The sequence below is a fragment of the Kaistia algarum genome (assembly GCF_026343945.1).
Lineage (GTDB): Bacteria > Pseudomonadota > Alphaproteobacteria > Rhizobiales > Kaistiaceae > Kaistia > Kaistia algarum.
The window spans coordinates 186,774-206,059 of record NZ_JAPKNJ010000004.1; the positions used below are offsets into that span (position 1 = coordinate 186,774).

Annotated in this window: 18 protein-coding genes; 10 read left to right on the top strand and 8 right to left on the bottom strand. The window is 64.7% G+C overall.

The window, feature by feature from the left end; translation table 11 throughout:
- Positions 1-71: 71 nt before the first annotated feature.
- From uxuA to OSH05_RS23180, 3 genes are all read right to left on the bottom strand, one after another.
- Positions 72-1,268 (bottom strand): mannonate dehydratase, encoded by a 1,197-nt coding sequence (uxuA, locus tag OSH05_RS23170; RefSeq protein ID WP_104221355.1) that lies wholly within the window; start codon positions 1,266-1,268, stop codon positions 72-74.
- Positions 1,269-1,412: 144 nt separating this feature from the next.
- A complete protein-coding gene (locus OSH05_RS23175; RefSeq protein ID WP_323181489.1) occupies positions 1,413-1,697 on the bottom strand; it encodes a hypothetical protein in 285 nt (94 codons plus the stop codon).
- A 49-nt stretch (positions 1,698-1,746) separates the two neighbouring features.
- Entirely contained in the window at positions 1,747-2,544 is a 798-nt protein-coding gene (locus OSH05_RS23180; protein WP_104221353.1) for a DUF899 domain-containing protein, read from the bottom strand.
- A gap of 117 nt (positions 2,545-2,661) precedes the next feature.
- Here OSH05_RS23180 and OSH05_RS23185 point away from each other — a divergent pair, with 117 nt between their 5' ends.
- Positions 2,662-3,882 (top strand): helix-turn-helix domain-containing protein, encoded by a 1,221-nt coding sequence (locus tag OSH05_RS23185; RefSeq protein WP_266353033.1) that lies wholly within the window; start codon positions 2,662-2,664, stop codon positions 3,880-3,882.
- Between the two features lie 9 nt (positions 3,883-3,891).
- Positions 3,892-4,551, top strand: coding sequence for a Vgb family protein (locus OSH05_RS23190; RefSeq protein WP_104220517.1), 660 nt, complete (start codon positions 3,892-3,894; stop codon positions 4,549-4,551).
- Between the two features lie 45 nt (positions 4,552-4,596).
- Here the strand turns inward: OSH05_RS23190 and OSH05_RS23195 are convergent, their stop codons facing one another.
- The gene (locus tag OSH05_RS23195) at positions 4,597-5,652 is read right to left on the bottom strand and encodes an AI-2E family transporter (protein ID WP_104220516.1); all 1,056 of its coding nucleotides are present in this window, start codon (positions 5,650-5,652) and stop codon (positions 4,597-4,599) included.
- Between the two features lie 322 nt (positions 5,653-5,974).
- Between OSH05_RS23195 and adhP the strand changes: the two genes are divergently transcribed.
- On the top strand, positions 5,975-7,000 hold the full coding sequence (adhP, locus tag OSH05_RS23200; RefSeq protein ID WP_165801671.1) for an alcohol dehydrogenase AdhP: 1,026 nt from the start codon (positions 5,975-5,977) through the stop codon (positions 6,998-7,000).
- 118 nt (positions 7,001-7,118) lie between these two features.
- On the opposite strand, the gene OSH05_RS23205 is transcribed toward adhP, so the two are convergent.
- Complete coding sequence (locus tag OSH05_RS23205; protein ID WP_104220514.1) at positions 7,119-7,874, bottom strand: SDR family NAD(P)-dependent oxidoreductase; 756 nt, start codon at positions 7,872-7,874, stop codon at positions 7,119-7,121.
- A 74-nt stretch (positions 7,875-7,948) separates the two neighbouring features.
- Between OSH05_RS23205 and OSH05_RS23210 the strand changes: the two genes are divergently transcribed.
- From OSH05_RS23210 to OSH05_RS23240, 7 genes are all read left to right on the top strand, one after another.
- A complete protein-coding gene (locus OSH05_RS23210; protein WP_104220513.1) occupies positions 7,949-8,986 on the top strand; it encodes a LacI family DNA-binding transcriptional regulator in 1,038 nt (345 codons plus the stop codon).
- A 107-nt stretch (positions 8,987-9,093) separates the two neighbouring features.
- Positions 9,094-10,866 (top strand): IlvD/Edd family dehydratase, encoded by a 1,773-nt coding sequence (locus OSH05_RS23215; protein WP_104220512.1) that lies wholly within the window; start codon positions 9,094-9,096, stop codon positions 10,864-10,866.
- Between the two features lie 11 nt (positions 10,867-10,877).
- Positions 10,878-11,564, top strand: a complete 687-nt coding sequence (locus tag OSH05_RS23220) for an RraA family protein (protein WP_104220511.1) — start codon at positions 10,878-10,880, stop codon at positions 11,562-11,564.
- Positions 11,564-12,589, top strand: a complete 1,026-nt coding sequence (locus OSH05_RS23225) for an ABC transporter permease (protein ID WP_104220510.1) — start codon at positions 11,564-11,566, stop codon at positions 12,587-12,589. Before OSH05_RS23220 ends, OSH05_RS23225 begins: the two co-directional genes overlap by 1 nt.
- Positions 12,590-12,618: 29 nt before the next feature.
- Entirely contained in the window at positions 12,619-13,608 is a 990-nt protein-coding gene (locus OSH05_RS23230; RefSeq protein ID WP_104220509.1) for a substrate-binding domain-containing protein, read from the top strand.
- 76 nt (positions 13,609-13,684) lie between these two features.
- Entirely contained in the window at positions 13,685-14,461 is a 777-nt protein-coding gene (locus OSH05_RS23235; RefSeq protein ID WP_104220508.1) for an ATP-binding cassette domain-containing protein, read from the top strand.
- Positions 14,462-14,474: 13 nt separating this feature from the next.
- The gene (locus tag OSH05_RS23240; RefSeq protein WP_104220507.1) at positions 14,475-15,347 is read left to right on the top strand and encodes an amidohydrolase family protein; all 873 of its coding nucleotides are present in this window, start codon (positions 14,475-14,477) and stop codon (positions 15,345-15,347) included.
- 88 nt (positions 15,348-15,435) lie between these two features.
- Here the strand turns inward: OSH05_RS23240 and OSH05_RS23245 are convergent, their stop codons facing one another.
- The 3 genes from OSH05_RS23245 to OSH05_RS23255 form a co-directional block, all read right to left on the bottom strand.
- Positions 15,436-16,905, bottom strand: a complete 1,470-nt coding sequence (locus tag OSH05_RS23245; RefSeq protein ID WP_104220506.1) for an ATP-binding cassette domain-containing protein — start codon at positions 16,903-16,905, stop codon at positions 15,436-15,438.
- Positions 16,902-17,960, bottom strand: coding sequence for an ABC transporter permease (locus tag OSH05_RS23250; protein WP_104220505.1), 1,059 nt, complete (start codon positions 17,958-17,960; stop codon positions 16,902-16,904). The genes OSH05_RS23245 and OSH05_RS23250 overlap by 4 nt, the downstream gene beginning before the upstream one ends.
- A 76-nt stretch (positions 17,961-18,036) precedes the next feature.
- A complete protein-coding gene (locus tag OSH05_RS23255) occupies positions 18,037-19,161 on the bottom strand; it encodes a substrate-binding domain-containing protein (RefSeq protein ID WP_266353001.1) in 1,125 nt (374 codons plus the stop codon).
- Positions 19,162-19,286: the final 125 nt, after the last annotated feature.

The window sequence follows — 19,286 nt, forward strand, 5'->3', positions numbered from 1 at the left end:
ACGTCACCGTGGGTGCTTCCGCGAAAGAGAAGCACCCACGCGAACTCCTCAAGTCTCCGCGGGCTTTCTGCTCAAAGGGCGTACCCCTTCTGGTGTGCCAGTGCCGTCATGACGCCGCGGATCTCGGCAAGACCGCGTAGGCGACCGACCACCGGGTAGCCGGGATGGGTCTGGCGCGTCCCGTCGTCGATCAGATCATGGCCATGATCGGGACGGAAGGGAATCGTGCTCGTCGGCTCGCCGGCAAGGCGCCGACGCTGTTGTTCGTCGAGAAGGGTCTCCACGACGGCGACCATATCGACATCGCCGCCAAGATGGTCGGATTCCATGAACGAACCGTCCGGATCCTTTTTCACATTGCGCAGATGAGCGAACTTGACCCGGCCGGCAAACCGCCGGGCGATGGCTGGTACGTCATTCTCCGGGTTGGCGCCGAGCGAACCCGTGCACAGCGTCAGTCCGTTCGCCTCCGACGGAACGGCGTCGAGAATGAAGGCAATGTCGCCGGCGTTCTTCACGATGCGGCAGAGGCCGGCCAGATTGCGCGGCGGATCATCGGGATGAATGCACAGGACCACGCCGGCCTTTTCCGCCGCCGGCAGGATTTCCTTCAGGAACTGGACCAGATTGGCGCGGAGCTGGTCATGTGTCAGCTCGCTCTGTTCGGCGAGGACGTCGCGAAGCTCCGCCACATCGTAACGTTTGAAGGCGCCGGGAAGGCCCGCCATGACATTGGCCCAGAGCCGCGCTTTTCCTTCCTCGCCGGCATGATCGAACCATTCGGCCGCGCGCTGCAGCACATCGGGCGTATAGTCCCGCTCGGCGCCGGGCCGCTTCAGGATGTGGCAATCGAAGGCGGCGAGCTCGTTCATGTTGAGCTTCAAGGCCCGAGCTCCGCCCGGCAGCTTCACCGCCAGATCCGTCCGCGTCCAATCGAGGATGAGCATGAAATTGTAGCAGACCGTCCGGACGCCGCAGGCCCCGAGATGGGTCAGCGTCTGTCGGAAATTCTCATAGAGGCGATCGAGATCACCCCGCCCGAGCTTGATGTCCTCATGTACCGGCACGCTTTCGACGACGCTCCACCGGAGCCCCATCGCCGCATCGGCCTCAATGACCCGCTGCCGTTCCCGGATGGCCTCGACCGACCAAGTCTCGCCATAGGGAATATCGTGCAAAGCCGTGACTATACCCGTCGCGCCGGCCTGCCGCGCATGTCCCAGGGTCGCCTCGTCGTTCGGGCCGAACCAGCGCCACGTCTGTTCCATCGATACCTCCCACCACGATCCTCGCGGCGATCCTTACCGGATTTCACAGGGACCACCCAATAGCTTGCGGGTGGTATTTCTGACTTGGCGGTGGGGAGCCGGCCCGCTCTACCGTCAGCCTTGGTTCGATCACGCCCGCTGCGGTCACGCCGAGATGGAGCGCTCCGAGCCATTGGCCGGAGACTTCTGCCGACTGGCGATCCATTTCAGCCATGGGGGTAAATGGAACAGGCCCATCAGCAGGTACATCGCGGCCATTCCGCCCAGCGGCCATCCCGCGGACGCCGCCGAGCAGATCGCGTCGGTGTCGCCTGAGATCGCCGTCAACAGCGCCATCAGCCCGAATGTCGGAGCCGCCGCCAGGCTAAGCCAGCGCGTGACTTGGGAAGCCGCCGCGCTGCCCGCCGCCGCACCGTCGAACCGGCTCACCGGGGACGGGGCTCCATTCTTGAGATGGACAGGACCGACCATGGAAGGCTCAAGCCCGGCCATATTCATCATGGCGGCGCCACCATATCCCCTGTTCGTTGCGGCCTTTCGGGGCGCGATCGAGCCATTGATACATGCCCCAAATGCTTTCGACTCCGCGCGCATAGCTGGAATAGGTGTGGTAGATTACACCGTCATCGAGCACGAAGGCGCTCACGCCGGGCCTGTCGCGCGTATAGGTGCCGACATCGGTTCCGGCCATGGCCGCGAGCTGGGCAACGGGAGCCTCGCTTCCGCGCAATTGCCACTCCTGAACCGTCGAGCCGGCCGGCGACGGCGGCATAGGCGCCTCGCGGCGGAAATTATAAGCGATGCCACCTTGCTGTTGCTGCTCCTCCGTGAACCAGACGCCGAAGTCGCCATTGAAGTCGCTGCCGAACGACGACGCCCATGGAAAGCTCCACTGCATGCGCGCCTTGTAGGCCTGCAACTTGGCGATCGGAGCGCGCGAGACGGCCGAAAAGGCCACGTCATGGTTCTCGAGATGGACGGTGATACCGTTGAACCCATCCGCGATCGACGAGCATGACGGGCATCCGGCCGTATAGTCCGGCCCGAACATGAAATGGTAGATCAGCAGTTGCGAACGCCCCTTGAAGAGGTCCGCGAGCGATACGCCCCCTTCCTCCGCGTCGAAACGGTAGTCTTTTTCGACCCGGACCCAAGGGAGTTGCTGACGGCGCAGCGCCAGTTCGTCGCTCCGCCGCGTCAGGTCTTTCTCGTCGGCAAGCAAATCGAGCCGCGCCGCGATCCACGCTTCGCGCGTTCCCGTCAAATGTGTCGTCATCTTTCTTCTCCTTCGGTGGCTGACATCGTACCGTTGCCGGTGCAACGGCTGCGGGTCGAACCAAGACTTGGAGCGGAATGGTGCGATCGTGGGAGTGACAAGTTTGGCGGGATTTCCGTGGACTCGGTGATCACGGCAGCGGGGCGCGCGCTCGCCGCCGGCGATCCGCTGGGTGCGCTGAAGCGGGTGGCCTTGCGCGACGACGCACCGGCGCTCGCCCTTCGCGGCCTCGCTATGGCTCAGCTTGGCGATCTCGTTCGCGCCAGGGCCTTGTTGCGAGGTGCCCACCGGGCGTTCCAACCGAAGGAAGCGGTCGCCCGCGCCCGCTGCGTGGTAGCCGAAGCTGAGATCGCCCTGGTTTCGCGCGAATTGAGCTGGCCCGTAGAAGCCCTCGACGCCGCGCAAGCGACGCTGCAAGCGCATGGCGATCCCATGAATGCCGCGCATGCCCGAAACCTCGTGCTTCGCCGCCTGCTTCTGATCGGCCGCCTCGATGAGGCCGAGTTGAGGCTGGCCGAAATCGATCCCGCGAAGCTGACGCCGGCGCTGCAGGCCGCCCACGAACTCGTCGTCGCGGGGCTATCGCTCCGCCGCTTGCGCACCGGAACGGCCCGCGCGGCGCTGACACGGGCGCATGCCGCCGCGCGCGCGGCGGACATCCCCGCCCTGACAAGCGAGGTTGAAAGTGCATCCCTCATATTGAACGAGGTTGCAGCGCGATGGATTTCGCGCGGGTCCGTGCGGGCCCTGCGGCTCGACGACGTCGAAGCCCTCATGGCCTCGGATACGCTGGTGGTGGATGCGTGCCGCAATGGGGTGCGGAAGGCCGGCACGGAGGTCTCGCTGGCGACACGCCCGGTATTGTTCACCCTGGCTCGGATGCTGGCCGAGGCGTGGCCCGGCGATGTGTCGAGAGAGCTTCTCGTCGACCGAGCCTTTCGGGCCAGGCATGCCGATGAATCGCACCGGGCTCGCCTGCGGGTCGAGATCGGGCGCCTTCGCGCGGCGCTCCATGACGTCGCGGAGCTACGGGCGACAAAGCGGGGGTTCGCGATGGCGACCCGCGATGGCTGCGCCATGGTCGTTCTGGCGCCGCCCGTCGAGGAGCCGCATGCGGCTCTGCTCGCCCTGCTGGCCGATGGCGAATCGTGGTCGAGCTCAGCCCTCGCCATCGCTCTGGGCACCAGTCCGCGGACCGTGCAACGAGCGCTTGAGCAGCTCGGCGCGGCCGGCAAGGCTCAGTCTTTCGGTCGTGGCCGGGCCTGTCGGTGGATAATGCCGATCGTGCCGGGATTCCCGACAACCTTGTTACTCCCCGGCCCGCTGCCCAGTGACTAGGATGAACCCATGAAACCATCCGCAGCTGAAATCCTTCGCGAATATGGACCCTTTCCCGGTACCGACCAGGTGGCGGGGGTCACCTTCGACGGTCGGCACGTCTGGTTTGCATCTGGCGATAAACTCATTGCCCTCGATCCCGAGAGCGGCGAGACGCTGCGCACGATTGACGTGGCCGCGCATGCAGGAACCGCCTTCGACGGTCGGCATCTGTTCCAGATCGCCGAAGACCGCATCCAGAAGATCGATCCGACGAACGGCACCGTGCTCGGCACGATCCCGGCGCCCGGAGGTGGAACGGATTCGGGGCTGGCCTGGGCGGAGGGAACGCTGTGGGTGGGGCAGTATCGGGCTCGAAAGATCCACCAGATCGATCCGGAAACGGGCGCGATCCTTCGCACCATCGAGTCGAAGCGTTACGTCACCGGAGTGAGTTGGGTTGATGACCAGCTTTGGCACGCCACCTGGGAAGGCGAGGAAGCGGATCTGAGACGTGTCGACCCTCAAACCGGCGACGTGCTGGATATCATAGAGATGCCGCCGGGCATGGGCGTCTCCGGGCTGGAATCGGATGGCGCCGACCGGTTCTTCTGCGGAGGCGGCAATAGCGGGAAGATCAGGGCCGTTCGGCGCCCGAAGAAGGCTCGATCGTCCGGTGACGACAAATAGAGGGCTCTGGGTGAGGCGCAGCGCAGCCCGGACTTAGCGGGTCCGCTAGTTTCCAGGCTCAGGCTGCCAGCCGCTGCCGATCAATCCGCTGCCTCGCAGTTCGATCTTCAAGAACGCATAGAAGATCGGCGCGGCAATCAGACCCGGCACCCCGAAGGCCGCTTCCATGACGATCATCGCCACCAGCAATTCCCAAGCCCTCGCCTGAATGCGCGATCCGATGATGCCGGCATTGAGGAAATATTCGAGCTTGTGAACCACCACGAGGAAGGTCAGCGCGCCGATCGCGGCATAGGGCGAGACGGTAACCGCGACCAGTACGATGGCGGAGTTGGAAATCAGGTTGCCGACGACCGGCAACAATCCCACAACGAATGTCAGGACGATCAGTGTCTTGGTCAGCGGCAGCTCCATCCCCATTGCGGGCATGGCAACGGCCAGAAACAGACCTGTCAGAAGGGTGTTCAGGGCCGAGATCCGAACCTGCGAGAAGACGATCTGCCGAAACGCGAGCGCCAGATTGAGGCAGCGCGCCAGGATGGCCTCGGCGAATGGCGGCAAAACCCTCTGGTCCAGCCTTCGTGCCTCCTGCGCCGTTCCATGCGCGAAAGCCGCCATCGCCCCGATGACGATGCCGATCACGATGTGGACGGCCAGACGCCCGGCATCCTGTCCGAAAGCTGCAAGCTGACGGCTATTGCTCCGGAGCCAGCCGGCCGCGGTCGCCTTCAGCGCGTCTACGTCGGCCGGCAAATAGTCCGCCACCAGTTCCGGCAGATGAAATCGGAGGCGCTCCAAGGCGAAGGCCATCTTCGTCAGCAATTCCTGCAGCGGCTGTCCACCCGCAGCGGTGAATGAAATGAGCCAGATAGCAAGAATTAAGAGCAAGCCAGCGATCGCCGCTGTAATCAGCGCGACGGAGACGGTCTTCGCTATACCTGATGGTATACCAATTCTGCCGAAAACCGGGATGGTCAGGAATATTAGTTCGTGAACCAGCAGTCCGGAAAGAAGAACCGACAGGAGGTGAAGCTCAATAACCAGAAATAGTGCTATGGCACTGATAATTCTCGCTATGAAGTCCCAGTTACGCTCGCCCATCGTTCACTTTTATTTCGTCGCTGCCCCAGCATGGGGATATGTCCTATCTGAATCGGCCCGGCGCCGATAGGGGTGGACCCGCAACAACCCCGATGAAGCCAATCGGAAGGAACGGCACGGCGGATCATGGCTCAACCGGAAGAGGCACCGCCGAGCGAGGCAGCGTGGCCTTCCATCGCCGCCGGAAGCAACGGACCGCCCGCTCGACAACGCTCCAGCCTCGGCCAATACCCCTCCCCCACTATGCGCTTGATGGAGATCAAGGGGAGAAATGGGCGTCGGACCTATCCTGCCGGCAACAATCCGCCATCGAGGGATCGACATGACCAACATGATGAAGGCCGCCGTCGCGCGCGAATTCGGCAAGCCGCTGACGATCGAGCATCTCCCCGTTCCCGAGCCGGGTCCCGATCAGATCCTGGTCCGCATAGCGGCGACCGGCGTCTGCCATACAGATCTCCACGCGATCAAGGGCGACTGGCCGGTGAAACCCAGCCCGCCCTTCATTCCTGGCCATGAGGGCGTCGGCACCGTCGTCGCGATGGGCCGCAATGTGAAGCGGGTCAAGGAGGGCGACCGCGTCGGCGTTCCGTGGCTGCACACCGCCTGCGGCTACTGCCCGCATTGTCGGACAGGCTGGGAGACGCTGTGCGGCGCACAGCAGAACACTGGCTATTCGGTCAATGGCAGCTTCGCCGAATACGCCCTCGCCGACCCGAATTATGTCGGGCGCCTTCCCGCCAGTCTCGACTGGGGCCCCGCCGCGCCCGTGCTCTGCGCCGGCGTCACGGTCTATAAAGGCCTCAAGGAGACCGAGGTGAAGCCCGGCGAATGGGTGGCGATCTCCGGTATCGGCGGCCTCGGCCATATGGCCGTGCAATATGCCAAGGCGATGGGCATGCATGTTGCCGCGATCGACATCCACCCGGACAAGCTGGAGCTCGCCCGCAAGCTCGGTGCCGAGGTAGTCGTCAACGCCCGCGAGGAAGATCCGATCGCGACGATCCAGAAGACACTCGGCGGCGTCCATGGCGTCCTCGTGACAGCCGTTTCACCGGCGGCGTTCGAGCAGGCGTTCGGCGTGCTGCGTTCGCATGGCACCATGGCACTGGTCGGCTTGCCGCCGGGCCGCTTCGCCATGCCGATCTTCGACACCGTCCTGAAGCGCATCACGGTGCGCGGCTCGATCGTCGGCACGCGGCAGGATCTCGAAGAGGCGCTCGACTTCGCTGGCGACGGCAAGGTCGCCGCGCATTTCTCCTGGGACAAGCTCGAGAATATCAACGCGATCTTCGAAACCATGGAAAAGGGCGGCATTGACGGCCGCATCGTCCTCGACATGAGCTAAGCGCTGAGCGCGACCCAAAGCGTTGTTGGGCGAAGCGGACACCGGTTCGCGTGAAGAAAACGCTAAGAAATATAGAGAGATAGAGCCGTCGAGCGATACCATGAAGCGCTGGATGGCTCTAAATCCAGCCGCCGTCGACGATGAAGCTCTGTGACGTGCAGTGCCGGCTGTCGTCGGCGGCGAGGAACAGGGCCATGCGGGCAAGGTCCTCGGGCATCAGCTTGTCCGGTATGCATTGACGCTCGGCAATGCGGCGCTCGCCGGCCTCGTCGAGCCATAGCTCGATCTGCCGCTCCGTCATGACCCAGCCCGGCACCAGGCAATTGACGCGGATGCGGTCAGGCCCGAACTCGCGGGCGAGCGCCCGGGTCATGCCGTAGACTCCCGCCTTCGCCGTCACATAGGCGGCCAGCTCCGCCGCCGCCATCTGCACGACGACCGAGCCGAGATTGATAATCGAGCCCCCGCCCGCCCGCGCCATCCCCTTGCGCACCGCCTGCGCGGCGAAAAACTGGGGGCGCAGGTTGATCGCCATGCGGTTGTCCCAGTAAGCCGTGTCGACCTCGTCCACCTTGTGACGATCATCATTGGCCGCATTGTTCACGAGAACGTCGATATGCCCTCTCTCCGCCTCGAAAGCCGCGATGGCTGCCTGCAGCGCCGCGATGTCGCGGACATCGCAGCGAAGATAGCGCACGCCTGGCCCAAGCCTGCCTGCCAGCGCCTCCGCCGCCGCATCGTCGATGTCGATGAAGCCGACGCTGGCGCCCTGCCCGGCGAAATGCGTCACCATGGAAGCCCCAATCCCCGTGGCACCTCCCGTGATGAAGACCGACTTGCCGGTAAGGCTTGGATAGCTGGCATAGCTCGTCATGGGATCCGGAATCCGTGCTGGTTCCATTTAACGATATATGACATCGTATTCCGGGTCGAGACGGGAACGCTAGGATGACCGATAGACCGCGCCCGAAGCGCGCGACGATCAAGGACGTGGCCAGAGCCGCCGGCGTCTCCGCCATGACCGTCTCCAACGTGCTGAACGGCCGCCAGCAATTCGTCAGCGCCGCGACCAAGAAGCGGGTCGAGCGCGAGATCGAGCGGCTCGGCTATCGGCGCCAGGCCAATGCCCGCAATCTGCGCGTTGCCGAGCAGCGCTCGATCGGCATGGTGATCGTCGACGAGCAGCCTGCCTTCCTCGCCGATTTCTTCACCTGCCAGGTCGTCGCCGGCCTCGCCAATGTGCTGAACCACGCCGACTATACGCTGACCGTCCAGGGCATGCCGGGTGAGGAACTCGCTCATTCCATGATCATGCGCAATTTCGAGGTCGGCGGCTTCTGCGCCATGATCTCGGGCACGAAGGAAGCGCGCCGAGACGCGGTGCGTCAGCTTCTGGCACTCGACCAACCGGTTGTCGTCTTTCAAGAGAATCCGTCCCTCGAAAGCGAGGATCTCTGCGTGGTTCGCCAGGATGACCGAGGCGGTGGACGGTTGATCGGCGACCATCTTCTGGCCCGGCGCGTGGAGGATTTCCTCGCCGTGGTGCCGGCGCAGCCCTGGCCCGCGATCGAGGAGCGCCTAGCCGGCCTTCGCGAGAGCCTTGCCGCCAATGGCGGCGGCGCCCGGCTCACCGTTGTCGAGGCGGCGAGCGAGAGCTTCGCCGACGTGCAGGACGCGGTCGCGCGCCATCTGGCAAACCACAAGCTGCCCGGCGCCATCATCGGTGGCAATGACCCGATCGCCACCGCGTCGATGCTCTATCTCTTCGATCATGATGTACGCGTTCCGGACGATGTACGCGTCGTCGGGTTCAACGGTTTCGAGACACATCGCTATGCCCGCCCGCGCCTGACGACCGTGGACTCCGCCGCCTATACGCTCGGCGAACGGGCGGGTGAGGCGATGCTGAAGCGGCTGGAGACCGGCGCCTTCGAACGGCGGGAATATGTCCTGCCGGTCCATTTCGATCCCGGCGCGACCACCTGAGATCCATCCACGTCTCCGCCTTTCTCACAGTCCCCTTCAGCGGCGAAATCGAGTCTTGCCGATCGATGAGATTTAACGTTACATCTCTCGCACCGAGGAGATGCCACATGCCCGACCAACTGCCCGAGTCCCCCGCGCCGACCGCCCCGGCGGACAGTGCGGACGCACCGCCCGCCTTCCGCAGCGCCGAGTGGTTTGCCCGGGTCGGCAAATACGGCTTCATTCCGCGCAGCTGGATGAAGAGCCAGGGCTTCTCCGCCGAGCTCTTCGACGGGCGGCCAGTGATCGGCATCTGTAATACCTGGTCGCAGCTCACCAACTGCAACCGGCACCTCCGCGATCTGGCCGAGCATGTGAAGCGCGGCATCCTGATGGCCGGCGGCTTCCCGCTCGAATTCCCGGTGATGAGCCTCGGCGAGCCGCTGATGCGGCCGACGACGATGATGTTCCGCAATCTCGTCGCCATGGATGTCGAGGAGACAATCCGCGCCAATCCGATCGACGGCGTCGTGCTGCTGGCCGGCTGCGACAAGACCACGCCGGCATTGCTGATGGGAGCGGCGAGCTGCGACGTTCCCTCGATCCTCGTCTCCGGCGGCCCGATGCTGAACGGTCGCTATCGGGGCCGCGAGCTGGGCTCGGGCACGGATGTGTTCAAGCTCGACGAGGATTACCGCACCGGCAAGATGTCCAAGGCGGACTTGGACGACGCGGAAGCGGCGATGAGCCGGTCGGCCGGATCCTGCATGACCATGGGAACCGCGTCGACCATGGCGCTGCTTTCCGAGGCCATGGGCATCGGCCTGCCGCTGAACGGCACGATCCCCGCGCCCGACAGCCGCCGCGCGGTTCTCGCCGAGCAGGCCGGCAAGCGGATCGTGGCGCTGGTGCGAGAGAACGTCACGATCTCGAAGATCCTGACGCGGGAAGCCTTTGAGAATGCGGTGAAGGTCGCAGGTGCCATCGGCGGCTCGACCAATGCCGTGGTGCACCTGCTGGCGCTGGCCGGCCGGCTCGGCGTGCCGTTCACGCTGAACGACTGGGACGAGTTGGGCCGCGACGTGCCTTGCCTTGTTGATCTGAAGCCCTCCGGTCGCTTCCTGATGGAGGAGTTCTTCGATGCTGGCGGGCTGCCGGTCGTCATGCGCCGCATCGCGGATAGGCTGAACCTCGGCGCCCCCGCCGTCGAGGGCGGCTCGATCGGCGAGCGCATTGCCACGGCGCAAAGCTGGAATGACGAGGTGATCCGCCCCGTCGACCGGCCGCTGACGTCGGATGGCGGCCTCGTCGTGCTGCGCGGCAATCTCGCGCCCGACGGCGCGATCCTGAAACCCTCCGCCGCCTCGCCCAAGCTGATGCAGCATCGCGGTCGCGCGCTCGTGTTCAAGGATGCGGAGGATCTGCGCAACCGGATCGACGATCCGGATCTCGATGTCGATGCCGACACCGTGCTGGTGCTGCAGAATGCCGGTCCGCGCGGCTACCCCGGCATGCCGGAAGTCGGAACCATGGCGCTGCCGAAGAAGCTGCTCAAGCTGGGCGTCACCGACATGGTCCGCGTCTCCGATGCGCGCATGAGCGGCACCGCCTTCGGCACCGTCGTGCTGCATGTCGCGCCGGAATCGGCCCTCGGCGGCCCGCTGGCGCTGGTGCGTACCGGCGACATCATCGTCCTCGACACCCAGGCACGCCGCATCGATGTCGAGGTCGATGCGGAGGAACTGGAGCAACGACGCCGGGCCTTCGTGCCGCCGGCCCCCCACTATGACCGCGGCTACGGCAAGCTCTTTCTCGATCACGTGCAGCAGGCCGACAAGGGCGTCGATTTCGACTTCCTGGTCGGCGGAAGCGGCACGCCCCCCTCCAAGGTTTCCTTCTGAAGCGAGGCGAAATGACTGCCACACCCCTGTTCCGTTCCCGCCAGAACGCTCCCCGTCCCGAGGGCTGGGAACAGCTCTACACGGCGGTCCTCTCCGACGCGCTCGACACGGTGGGCTTTCGCGGCCAGGCGATGACGCCCTCGATCCGCCCGCTGGATGAGACGCTGAAGATGTGCGGCCGGGCCCGCACGGGCATCTATATGGAAGTCGCCCATGTCGAGGAGGGGACGAACCCCTATGAACTCGAGATCGCGATCGTCGATGATCTGAAGCCCGGCGACGTCGCCATCTTCGCCTGTGGCGGCTCCTCGCGCATCGCCCCCTGGGGTAGCCTGCTTTCGACCGCCACCGTGGCGCGCGGCGCTAGCGGCTGCGTCACCGACGGCTTTGTCCGCGACATTCTCGAAATCCGCGCCCTGAAGCTTCCCGTCTTCCATGGCGGCATTGCCCCGCTCGATTCCAAGGGCCGCGGCCAGATCATGGCCGTCGACATCCCCGTCACCTGTGCCGGCGTCCGCGTCGTGCCGGGCGATCTCGTCTTCGGCGATGCGGACGGCGTCGTTGTCGTGCCGCAGGAGGTCGAAGCCGACGTGCTCAAGATCGCCTTCGACAAGATCAATGGCGAAGGCCACTCGATGCGCGAACTCCGGGCCGGCGGATATCTGCGCGACGTCTACGCGAAATACGGGGTGCTCTGATGGCGCATGCGGACAAGTCGGCATCCAGCAATCCGGTCGCGGCCTTCTTCAAGGTCGAGGGCACGGCGATCGCCTTCGTTCTGCTGCTCCTCATTCTCCTGTTCATGATCACCGCGCCGCGGGCCTTCATGGGCTACCGCGTCTATATGAGCTTCATGGCCAATGTGCCCCCGCCGATGATCATCGCACTGGGGCTCACATTGGTCGTCGTCGCCGGGGAGATGGACCTCTCCTTCCCCTCGGTCGTGGCCTTCGCCAGCTATGTCTTCTGCTCGCTCTACCAGAACTATGACATGACCTGGCTGGCGTTCGCCGCCGCGCTCGCCGTCGGCACCGTCATGGGCTTCATCAACGGCCTCGTCGTTACCAAGCTCGGCATACCCTCGCTGATCGCGACGCTTGCCATGCTCTTTCTATGGGGCGGGCTGGTCACGGTCGTCTCGAACGGCGCCTCGCTCGCCATTCCCGACATAGAGGGCCGGCTGATCCACACCGTCTTCGCCGGCCGCATCGGCGCCTTGCCGGTGCAGTTCCTCTGGGCGCTAGCGATCGCGGTCCTGATGTGGTTCGTCCTGAACCGCCACCGCTTCGGCGAAAGCCTGCTGTTCATCGGCGACAGCCTCAAGGTCGCGAAGGTGGTCGGCATCCCGATCGACCGCGAGAAGATCAAGCTCTTCACGCTGATGGGCTTTCTCTCGGCGCTGGCCGGCGTCTTCCTGACGCTGGAGACGACGACCTATTTCTCGCAGGCCGGCATGGGCTATCTGCTCATCGTCGTCGCCGCCGTCTTCATCGGCGGCACCTCGATCTTCGGCGGCTCGGGCAAGATGGCCGGCACGGTCTTCGGCTCGCTGATCGTTGCGATCATCGAGGCCGGGCTCGTCGCCAGCGGCGTGCAGGGTTTCTGGACGCGGTTCTTCATCGGCCTCGTCTTCATCATCTCCGTCACCATGAATGCGGCACTCGAGGATCCCGACAAGGTCCCTGTGCTCAAAGACCTTCGCTCGCGGGCGAGGAAAAACTGACCGAACAACGGATCAAGGGAACTGAGACCATGCGCACATTCATGAAGGGGCTAGCCGGCCTCGCCCTCTCGACGCTGATGATGACGCCGCTGGCCATGGCGCCTGCCGCGAACGCACAGGAAGCTGTCGATTCCGGCCTGACCATGTATTTCCAGATGGGCGGCAATCCCGGCGACACCGCGTCGCTCGCCCGTGAACTCGGCGCCCGCGAGGCCGCCCGGGTCTTGAAGGTCAATCTGATCGAGCAGCATTCCGGCTGGGATCCGCAGAAGATGCTGGTCCAGGCCAGCGAAGCCCTCGCCGCCTCGCCCGACGCGATCGCCATCATGGGTCATCCCGGCGTCGCCGCCATGACACCGTTCCTGAACAAGGCCAAGGAAGCCGGCATTATCGTCGTCCTGACCGATACCAATTTGCCCGGTACCGGCCTCAACTATTTCGGCGCCGACAGCTATGGCGCGGGCCGCAATCTCGCCGACCTCGCCATCCAGAACGGCAAGCTCGCGACAGGCGACAAGGTCCTCGTCTATGGCGCCTTCATCGAGGGCGCGGCTGGCGCCATCACCGCCAAGGGCACCGTCGACATGCTCAAGGAGAAGGGCCTCGGCGTCGACACGCTGCAATGGTCGCAGGAGGCCGTGCTCGATCCCTCGCTCTCCGTTCCGGTCCTGGTCGCCTATCTCGAATCCAACCCCGACACCAAGGCGATCCTCGTTCCCGGCCATGGCGGCGTCACCGCCGTGCTCGCCAAGGTGCTGAAGGACGCCGGCAAGAAGCCGGGCGAGATCACCGCCGCCGGCTTCGACATCTCGGTCGCCTCGATCCAGGGCGTGAAGGACGGCTACATCACTGCCGTGCTCGACCAGCAGCCCTATCTCCAGGGCTTCTACGGCGTGCTCTCGGCCGTGCTGCAGAAGAAGTATGGCCTCGGCAACACCCAGATGTTCACGAGCTCCGGCGCGATGACCCAGGAGAATGTCGAGAAGCTGGAAGCGCTGGTGAAGACCGGCATCCGCTAGCCGACAAGGGTGGCGCCGCGCGTCGGCGCCACCTTTTCCTTGCCTCAAACCCTTTGGCCCCGAACGGGACAGTCCCATGACCTCCACACCGATCGTCCGGCTTGAGAATGTCGGCAAGCAATATGGCAAGGTCGTCAGCCTCAAGAACATCACGCTCGATATCGGATCCAACGAGATCGTCGGCCTGATCGGCGACAATGGCGCCGGCAAATCGACGCTCATCAAGGTGCTGACCGGCGTCGAGGCGCCGACGAGCGGCACGCTCTATATCCGTGGCCAGAAGATCGATGCCTCCGCCTATACGGTGAAGGAGGCGCACAAGCTTCGCATCGAGACCGTCTATCAGGATTCATCGCTGGGCGAGAAGCAGCCGCTCTGGCGGAACTTCTTCGTCGGACGCCCGCTCGTGAACAAGTTGGGCTTCATCGACGTCAAGGCGGAAAAGAAGGTCGCCGAGCACATCATGCGCTCGACCATCGGCTTTCGCGGCGTCGGCATCGATGTCGACACGCCCGTCAGCCGGCTCTCCGGCGGCGAGCGCCAGGGCGTCGCCATCGGCCGCGCCATGCATTTCGACAGCGATCTGATCGTCCTGGACGAGCCGACCGTGGCCCTCGCCATCAAGGAGGTCCAGAAGGTGCTCGACTTCATCCGGTCGATCAAGGCGGGCGGACGCTCCTGCATCTATATCGAGCACAACATCCACCATGTGCATGAGGTCTGCGACCGCCTGGTGGTGCTCGACCGCGGCGAGGTCGCGCTCGACGCCCCGACCTCCAGCATGACCTATTCCGAACTCGCCGATTTCCTCATGTCGATGCACGCCCGTCCCGGCGCTGCCGCCAAGCACTGAACCGAGAGCGACCATGACCACGCGCGCCTATTGCGACTGCCACGTCAACATTTGGAACGACGAGCACGTCCTGCCGCTCTACACGACCCAGCTATCGCGGGTCCGCGCCGGTGCCATGGCGCCAAAGTCCGATGCCGACACGCTTTATCCCGAGATGGCGAATGTCGAGAAAGCGATCATCTTCGCGCTGCGCTATGGCGACAGCGTCGGGATCGAGAGCGACGACGAGACGACCGCCGCGGCCGTCGCGAAATATCCCGACAAATTCGTCGGTTTCGCCTATGTCGATCCGCGCCGCGCCGACTGCATGGACATGCTCGTCCACGCAATTGAGGATCTGAAGCTGAAGGGCGTCAAGTTCGGGCCGATCTATAACGGCGTCTCGCTGGCCGATCCGCGCCTCGTGCCGGTCTATGAATATCTCCAGAAGAACAACATCCCGCTCACCATGCATATGGGCACCACCTATGCCCGCAATGCGCCGGTCGATTATGGCCGGGCCATCCATGTCGAGCCCGTGGCGCTGAAATATCCCGACCTCGTCATGGTGCTCGCCCATATGGGCCACCCCTGGTACGGTGACTGTATTGCCGTATCGCGCAAGCAGCCCAACGTATTCTGCGAGATTTCGGCGCTGTTCTACCGCCCGTGGCAGTATTACAATATTCTGATCGAGGCGCAGGAATACAAAATCACCGATAAGATCTTCTTCGGGACGGACTTTCCCTTCGCCCGCGTCGATGAATCGGTCGACGGGCTGCTGAACATCAACGACCAGCTCGAAGGCACCAAGCTGCCGCGCGTCAGCGAAGAGACGATGCACCGGATCCTGCAGTCGAACCCGTTCAAACATTGGTGGCACGGCGACAACCCCCTCAAGGGCTGAAGGCGCGCTGGTCACGACGCAAAGGCCGTCCGGTGCTCCGCGGAGCTTCCGGGCGGCCTTTGCATTCGGCGCTCGAATTTCTGCCGCCTCAGACTGCCTCGTAGCTCGCCAATATGTCGGCGAGTTCGGGAATCGTGGAGATGTCGGCCATGTCGACGCGTCCGACGATCCGGCCATGCGACAGCACCACGACGTCGTCAGCGACATCGAAGATCTCCTGGACTTCCGTGCAGAACACGACGACCGCCCTGCCCTGCGCCGCGAAGTCGCGCAGCAGCTCGTAGATGTCGGCCTTGCTCGAAATGTCGACGCCGCGCGTCGGCTCCTCGATGACGATGATGTCGGTGGCCTGCTCCATCGCCGCGCCGAGCACGACCTTTTGCTGGTTGCCGCCGCTGAGCGAGGTGATCGGCGCATGCGAGCCGCCCGTCTTGACGCGGTAGCGCTTGATCGCCCGGGCCGCGAGGCCGTCGATCTTTGACGGGTCGATGAAGGGCGGCAGGCGGCCGAGGCTGCGTCCGGCAAGCCGCGAGGCGAGATTGTCGCCGACACTGAGGTTCCGGAAGACGGTATCGCGCCGGCTGGCCGCGAGATAGGCGACGCTAGCCTGGTCGAGGGTCGTGAAGATCCGGCCGCTCCGATCCTTGAACGGGCGGAACGCGCCCATCGCCTGCGCCAGTTCGCGCGCGCCGGACCCCTCCACGCCCGAAAGCGCCAGCACGCGGCCCGGCGCCAGGTCGAGCGAGATGTCGCGGAACGAGCCGAAGCGGTCCGAACAGGCCTGAAGCTTCAGCAGCGGGGCGCCATCGGCCTTGGGCGCGGTGCGTGCGGAGGCGGGCAGCGCCTCGCGCTCCGCCGTCTCGGCCGGGGTCAATTGCGCCGCGATCGAGGTCTCGCTGATGTCGGCGCCGCGGATCTCGCAGCGGATACGCCCGTCGCGCAGCACGAGGATGCGCTGGCAGCAGCGGACGAAATCATTGAGGCGGTGCGTGATCAGCAGCACGATCTTGCCGCTGGCGGCAAGCTCGCCCATCGTCGCGAACAGAGCCTCGGATTCCTCCTCGGTCAGCGCCGAATTCGGCTCGTCGAACAGATAGACATCGGCATCGCTGAGCATGGCCCGGGCGATTTCGACGCGCTGCTGCACGGCGAGCGACAGATCGGCGAGCTCGTGATGGGCGAACGCGGCAATGCCGAGCCGCTCCAGCACCGCCTTGGCCGAGACCGGTTCCGGGGTGATCTCGCCGAACCAACGCCCCTCGCGCCCGACGGCAAGGTTCTGCTCGACGGTCATGTTCGGCCAGACATGCGGCTCCTGGTGCACGACGGCAACGCGGCGCCAGACCTCGCGAACGACGGTTTCGGCGCGCGTCAGCACGATCTCTCCACTGTCGGCTGTCTCTTCACCCGCGAGCATGCGGGTGAGCGTGCTCTTGCCGGCGCCGTTCGGACCGGCGATGCCGACGATCTCGCCCGATGTGATGTCGAGGTCGAGACCGTCCAGCGCCCGTGTCGCGCCATAGCGCTTGGTGATCGCCTTGCCGGAAAGGCGGATCATGCCGCTTCTCCGCTGCGCGCCGCCCGCTGACCGGCCGAGCGGATCAGCTTCTGCGAGACGAGGTCGAGCCAGACGGCGGCGATGGTCACGAGGCCGATGAAGAAAAGCTGCACGAAGGAGCCGACGCCGAGCAGCGCCAGTCCATTGTTCAGCATGGCCAGCAGCACGACGCCGAGCAGCGTGCCGACGATCGAGCCGCGGCCGCCATTAAGGCTCGCACCGCCGATGACCACGGCTGCGATCACCTGAAACGACAAGGCGCTCGACTGGGTCGGGCCGACGGAGCCGACATAGGAGAAATCGAGGATACCGGCCAGCCCGGCCATCAGGCTCGAGAGGAGGAAGACGGCATATTTGTACTTCTTGAGTGGCAGACGGGCGACGCGAGCCGCCTCGGGATTGCCGCCCATCGCCAGCAGGCGGAAGCCGAACACGGTCCGGTGACGCAGGATCCAGAAGACGATGAAGGCCGCAACGAGCCAGATCGTCTCGACCGGGATGTCGAACTGCATCAGCGCTCCGCCGAGCCGATGGAAGAACGAGAGCTCCCATTCGGGCGGCAGCGGCTCATTATAGGCGGGCGTGAACGTCGTCGCATTGCCGATCAGAAGCGACGTGCCATCGGCGACATTCATGATGCCGAGCGTCGTGATGAAGGATGGCAGACCCGCGCGCACCGTCAGGAAGCCGTTGATGCCGCCCGCGACGAGCGCCACGGCAAGGCCGGCAACGAGGGCGAGGAGCAGCGGCACCGTGAAGGGCAGGCTGCCGCCGCCGAGCCAGAGAGTCGCGGTAACGGTGGCCGCTAGGCCATAGACGGCGCCAACCGAGAGATCGATCTCGCCGAGCAGGATGACGAGCATCTGCGCGCAGGCGACCATGCCGAGCGCCACCATCGAGCGCACCAGCGTCAAAAGGTTCTCAGGGCTCAGGAAAGCGGGGCGCTGCGACTGGACGATCGCGGCGATCAGCACGATCGCGAGGGCGAGACCGAGCGTCCGGAGGCTGTTGAGCACCCGCTGGTTGCCGAGGAGGGAAGAAGAAGACTGGGCCATGGAAGCTCCGGACAGCGACCGAAAGGAATGGCGCGGAGGGCTTGCACGCTCCGCGCCAGTTTGGGTTCGGTTGTTCTTAGTTCGATGCGGCCTTGAGGCGGGCGCGCGCCGCGTCGACGTCGATCTGGGCGTCGCCGCCCTTCTGCGTGATCACGATCGGACGCAGATACTGCAGCGGATCGGCCGGGGTTTCGCCGGTAGCCAGGAACTTGGCGCACTGTTCGACGGGCGCCTGCGCCTGGTTGTCGAAGCCCTGGTCGATCGTGACCAGCGTCGTGCCGTTGCCGACCGAATCGAGGATCGCGCCGCTGACATTGAAGCCCGAGGTGAAGACCTTGCCGCCCTGCTTCAGATTGCGGATCACATTGCCGACGCCCTCGACGCCCTGGTCGGTGTGGAAGAACAGCGTCACTTCCGGATGGGCGGTGAGGAACGGCGTCACGCTGTTCAACACTTCCTGCGTGGTGAAGTTTTTGCCGGTCGGAATGCCGCTCTTGACGTCATTGAAGAACTTGGCGTCCGGGAACACGGACTTGTAGCCGGCCATGAAGCCTTCCATGCGCGCCTGCGCCCAAGGCTGGTCCGGCGCGCCGCTGCCCATGGCGATTTCCTTGACGTCGATGCCCTGCGCCTTAACGAGCTTGGCCGTCTCCTCGCCGTTGATGGTGCCGGCCTGCACTTCGTTCAGCGCATAGAAGGCGAAGCGCTTGGCCTTCGGTGCATCGATGTTGAGCGTGAAGACCGGAATGCCCGCGTCGGCATATTTGTTGATGATGGCCGTGAACTGGTTCGGGAGCGGCGGCTGCAGGGCGAGGCAGTCGACCTGTCCCGAATTCAGCAGCGTCTCCAGCTCGGCGAGCTGCGCCGTCGTATCCGGATTGACCGGGCCAACCATGCGGCAATCGGCCGGAAGCAGCGTATTGGCCGTCTCGCAGCCCTTGGCCGTGCCGATGCGCATTTCGGCGCCCTGGATCGGGAGGCCGGTGCCCTCGATGCCGACGACGATGTTGGCCTTCTCGCCCTTGGCCAGCTTCTCGACGATCCGCGGCGCGAGCTTGAACTCGCCCCAGGGCATCGCATGGGTCTTGGCCGAATCCGGCACCGTGATGCCCGCGGCATGGGCGGACAGCACCGCACCCGAAAGGCTCGCGACCACGGCAAGCCCGGTCATGGCGAGCAGGCGACTCCGAAGGAAGGACATGGGAAGCTCCGTTCTCATCTGGATTTGTTCTGCTAGACAGAACTATGTTTTGTACAATTGAACTTTATCGGACGATGACGCCGTGTCAATACGGCGCCGTGCTCGAACTTCGAGCGCCAGCGGCT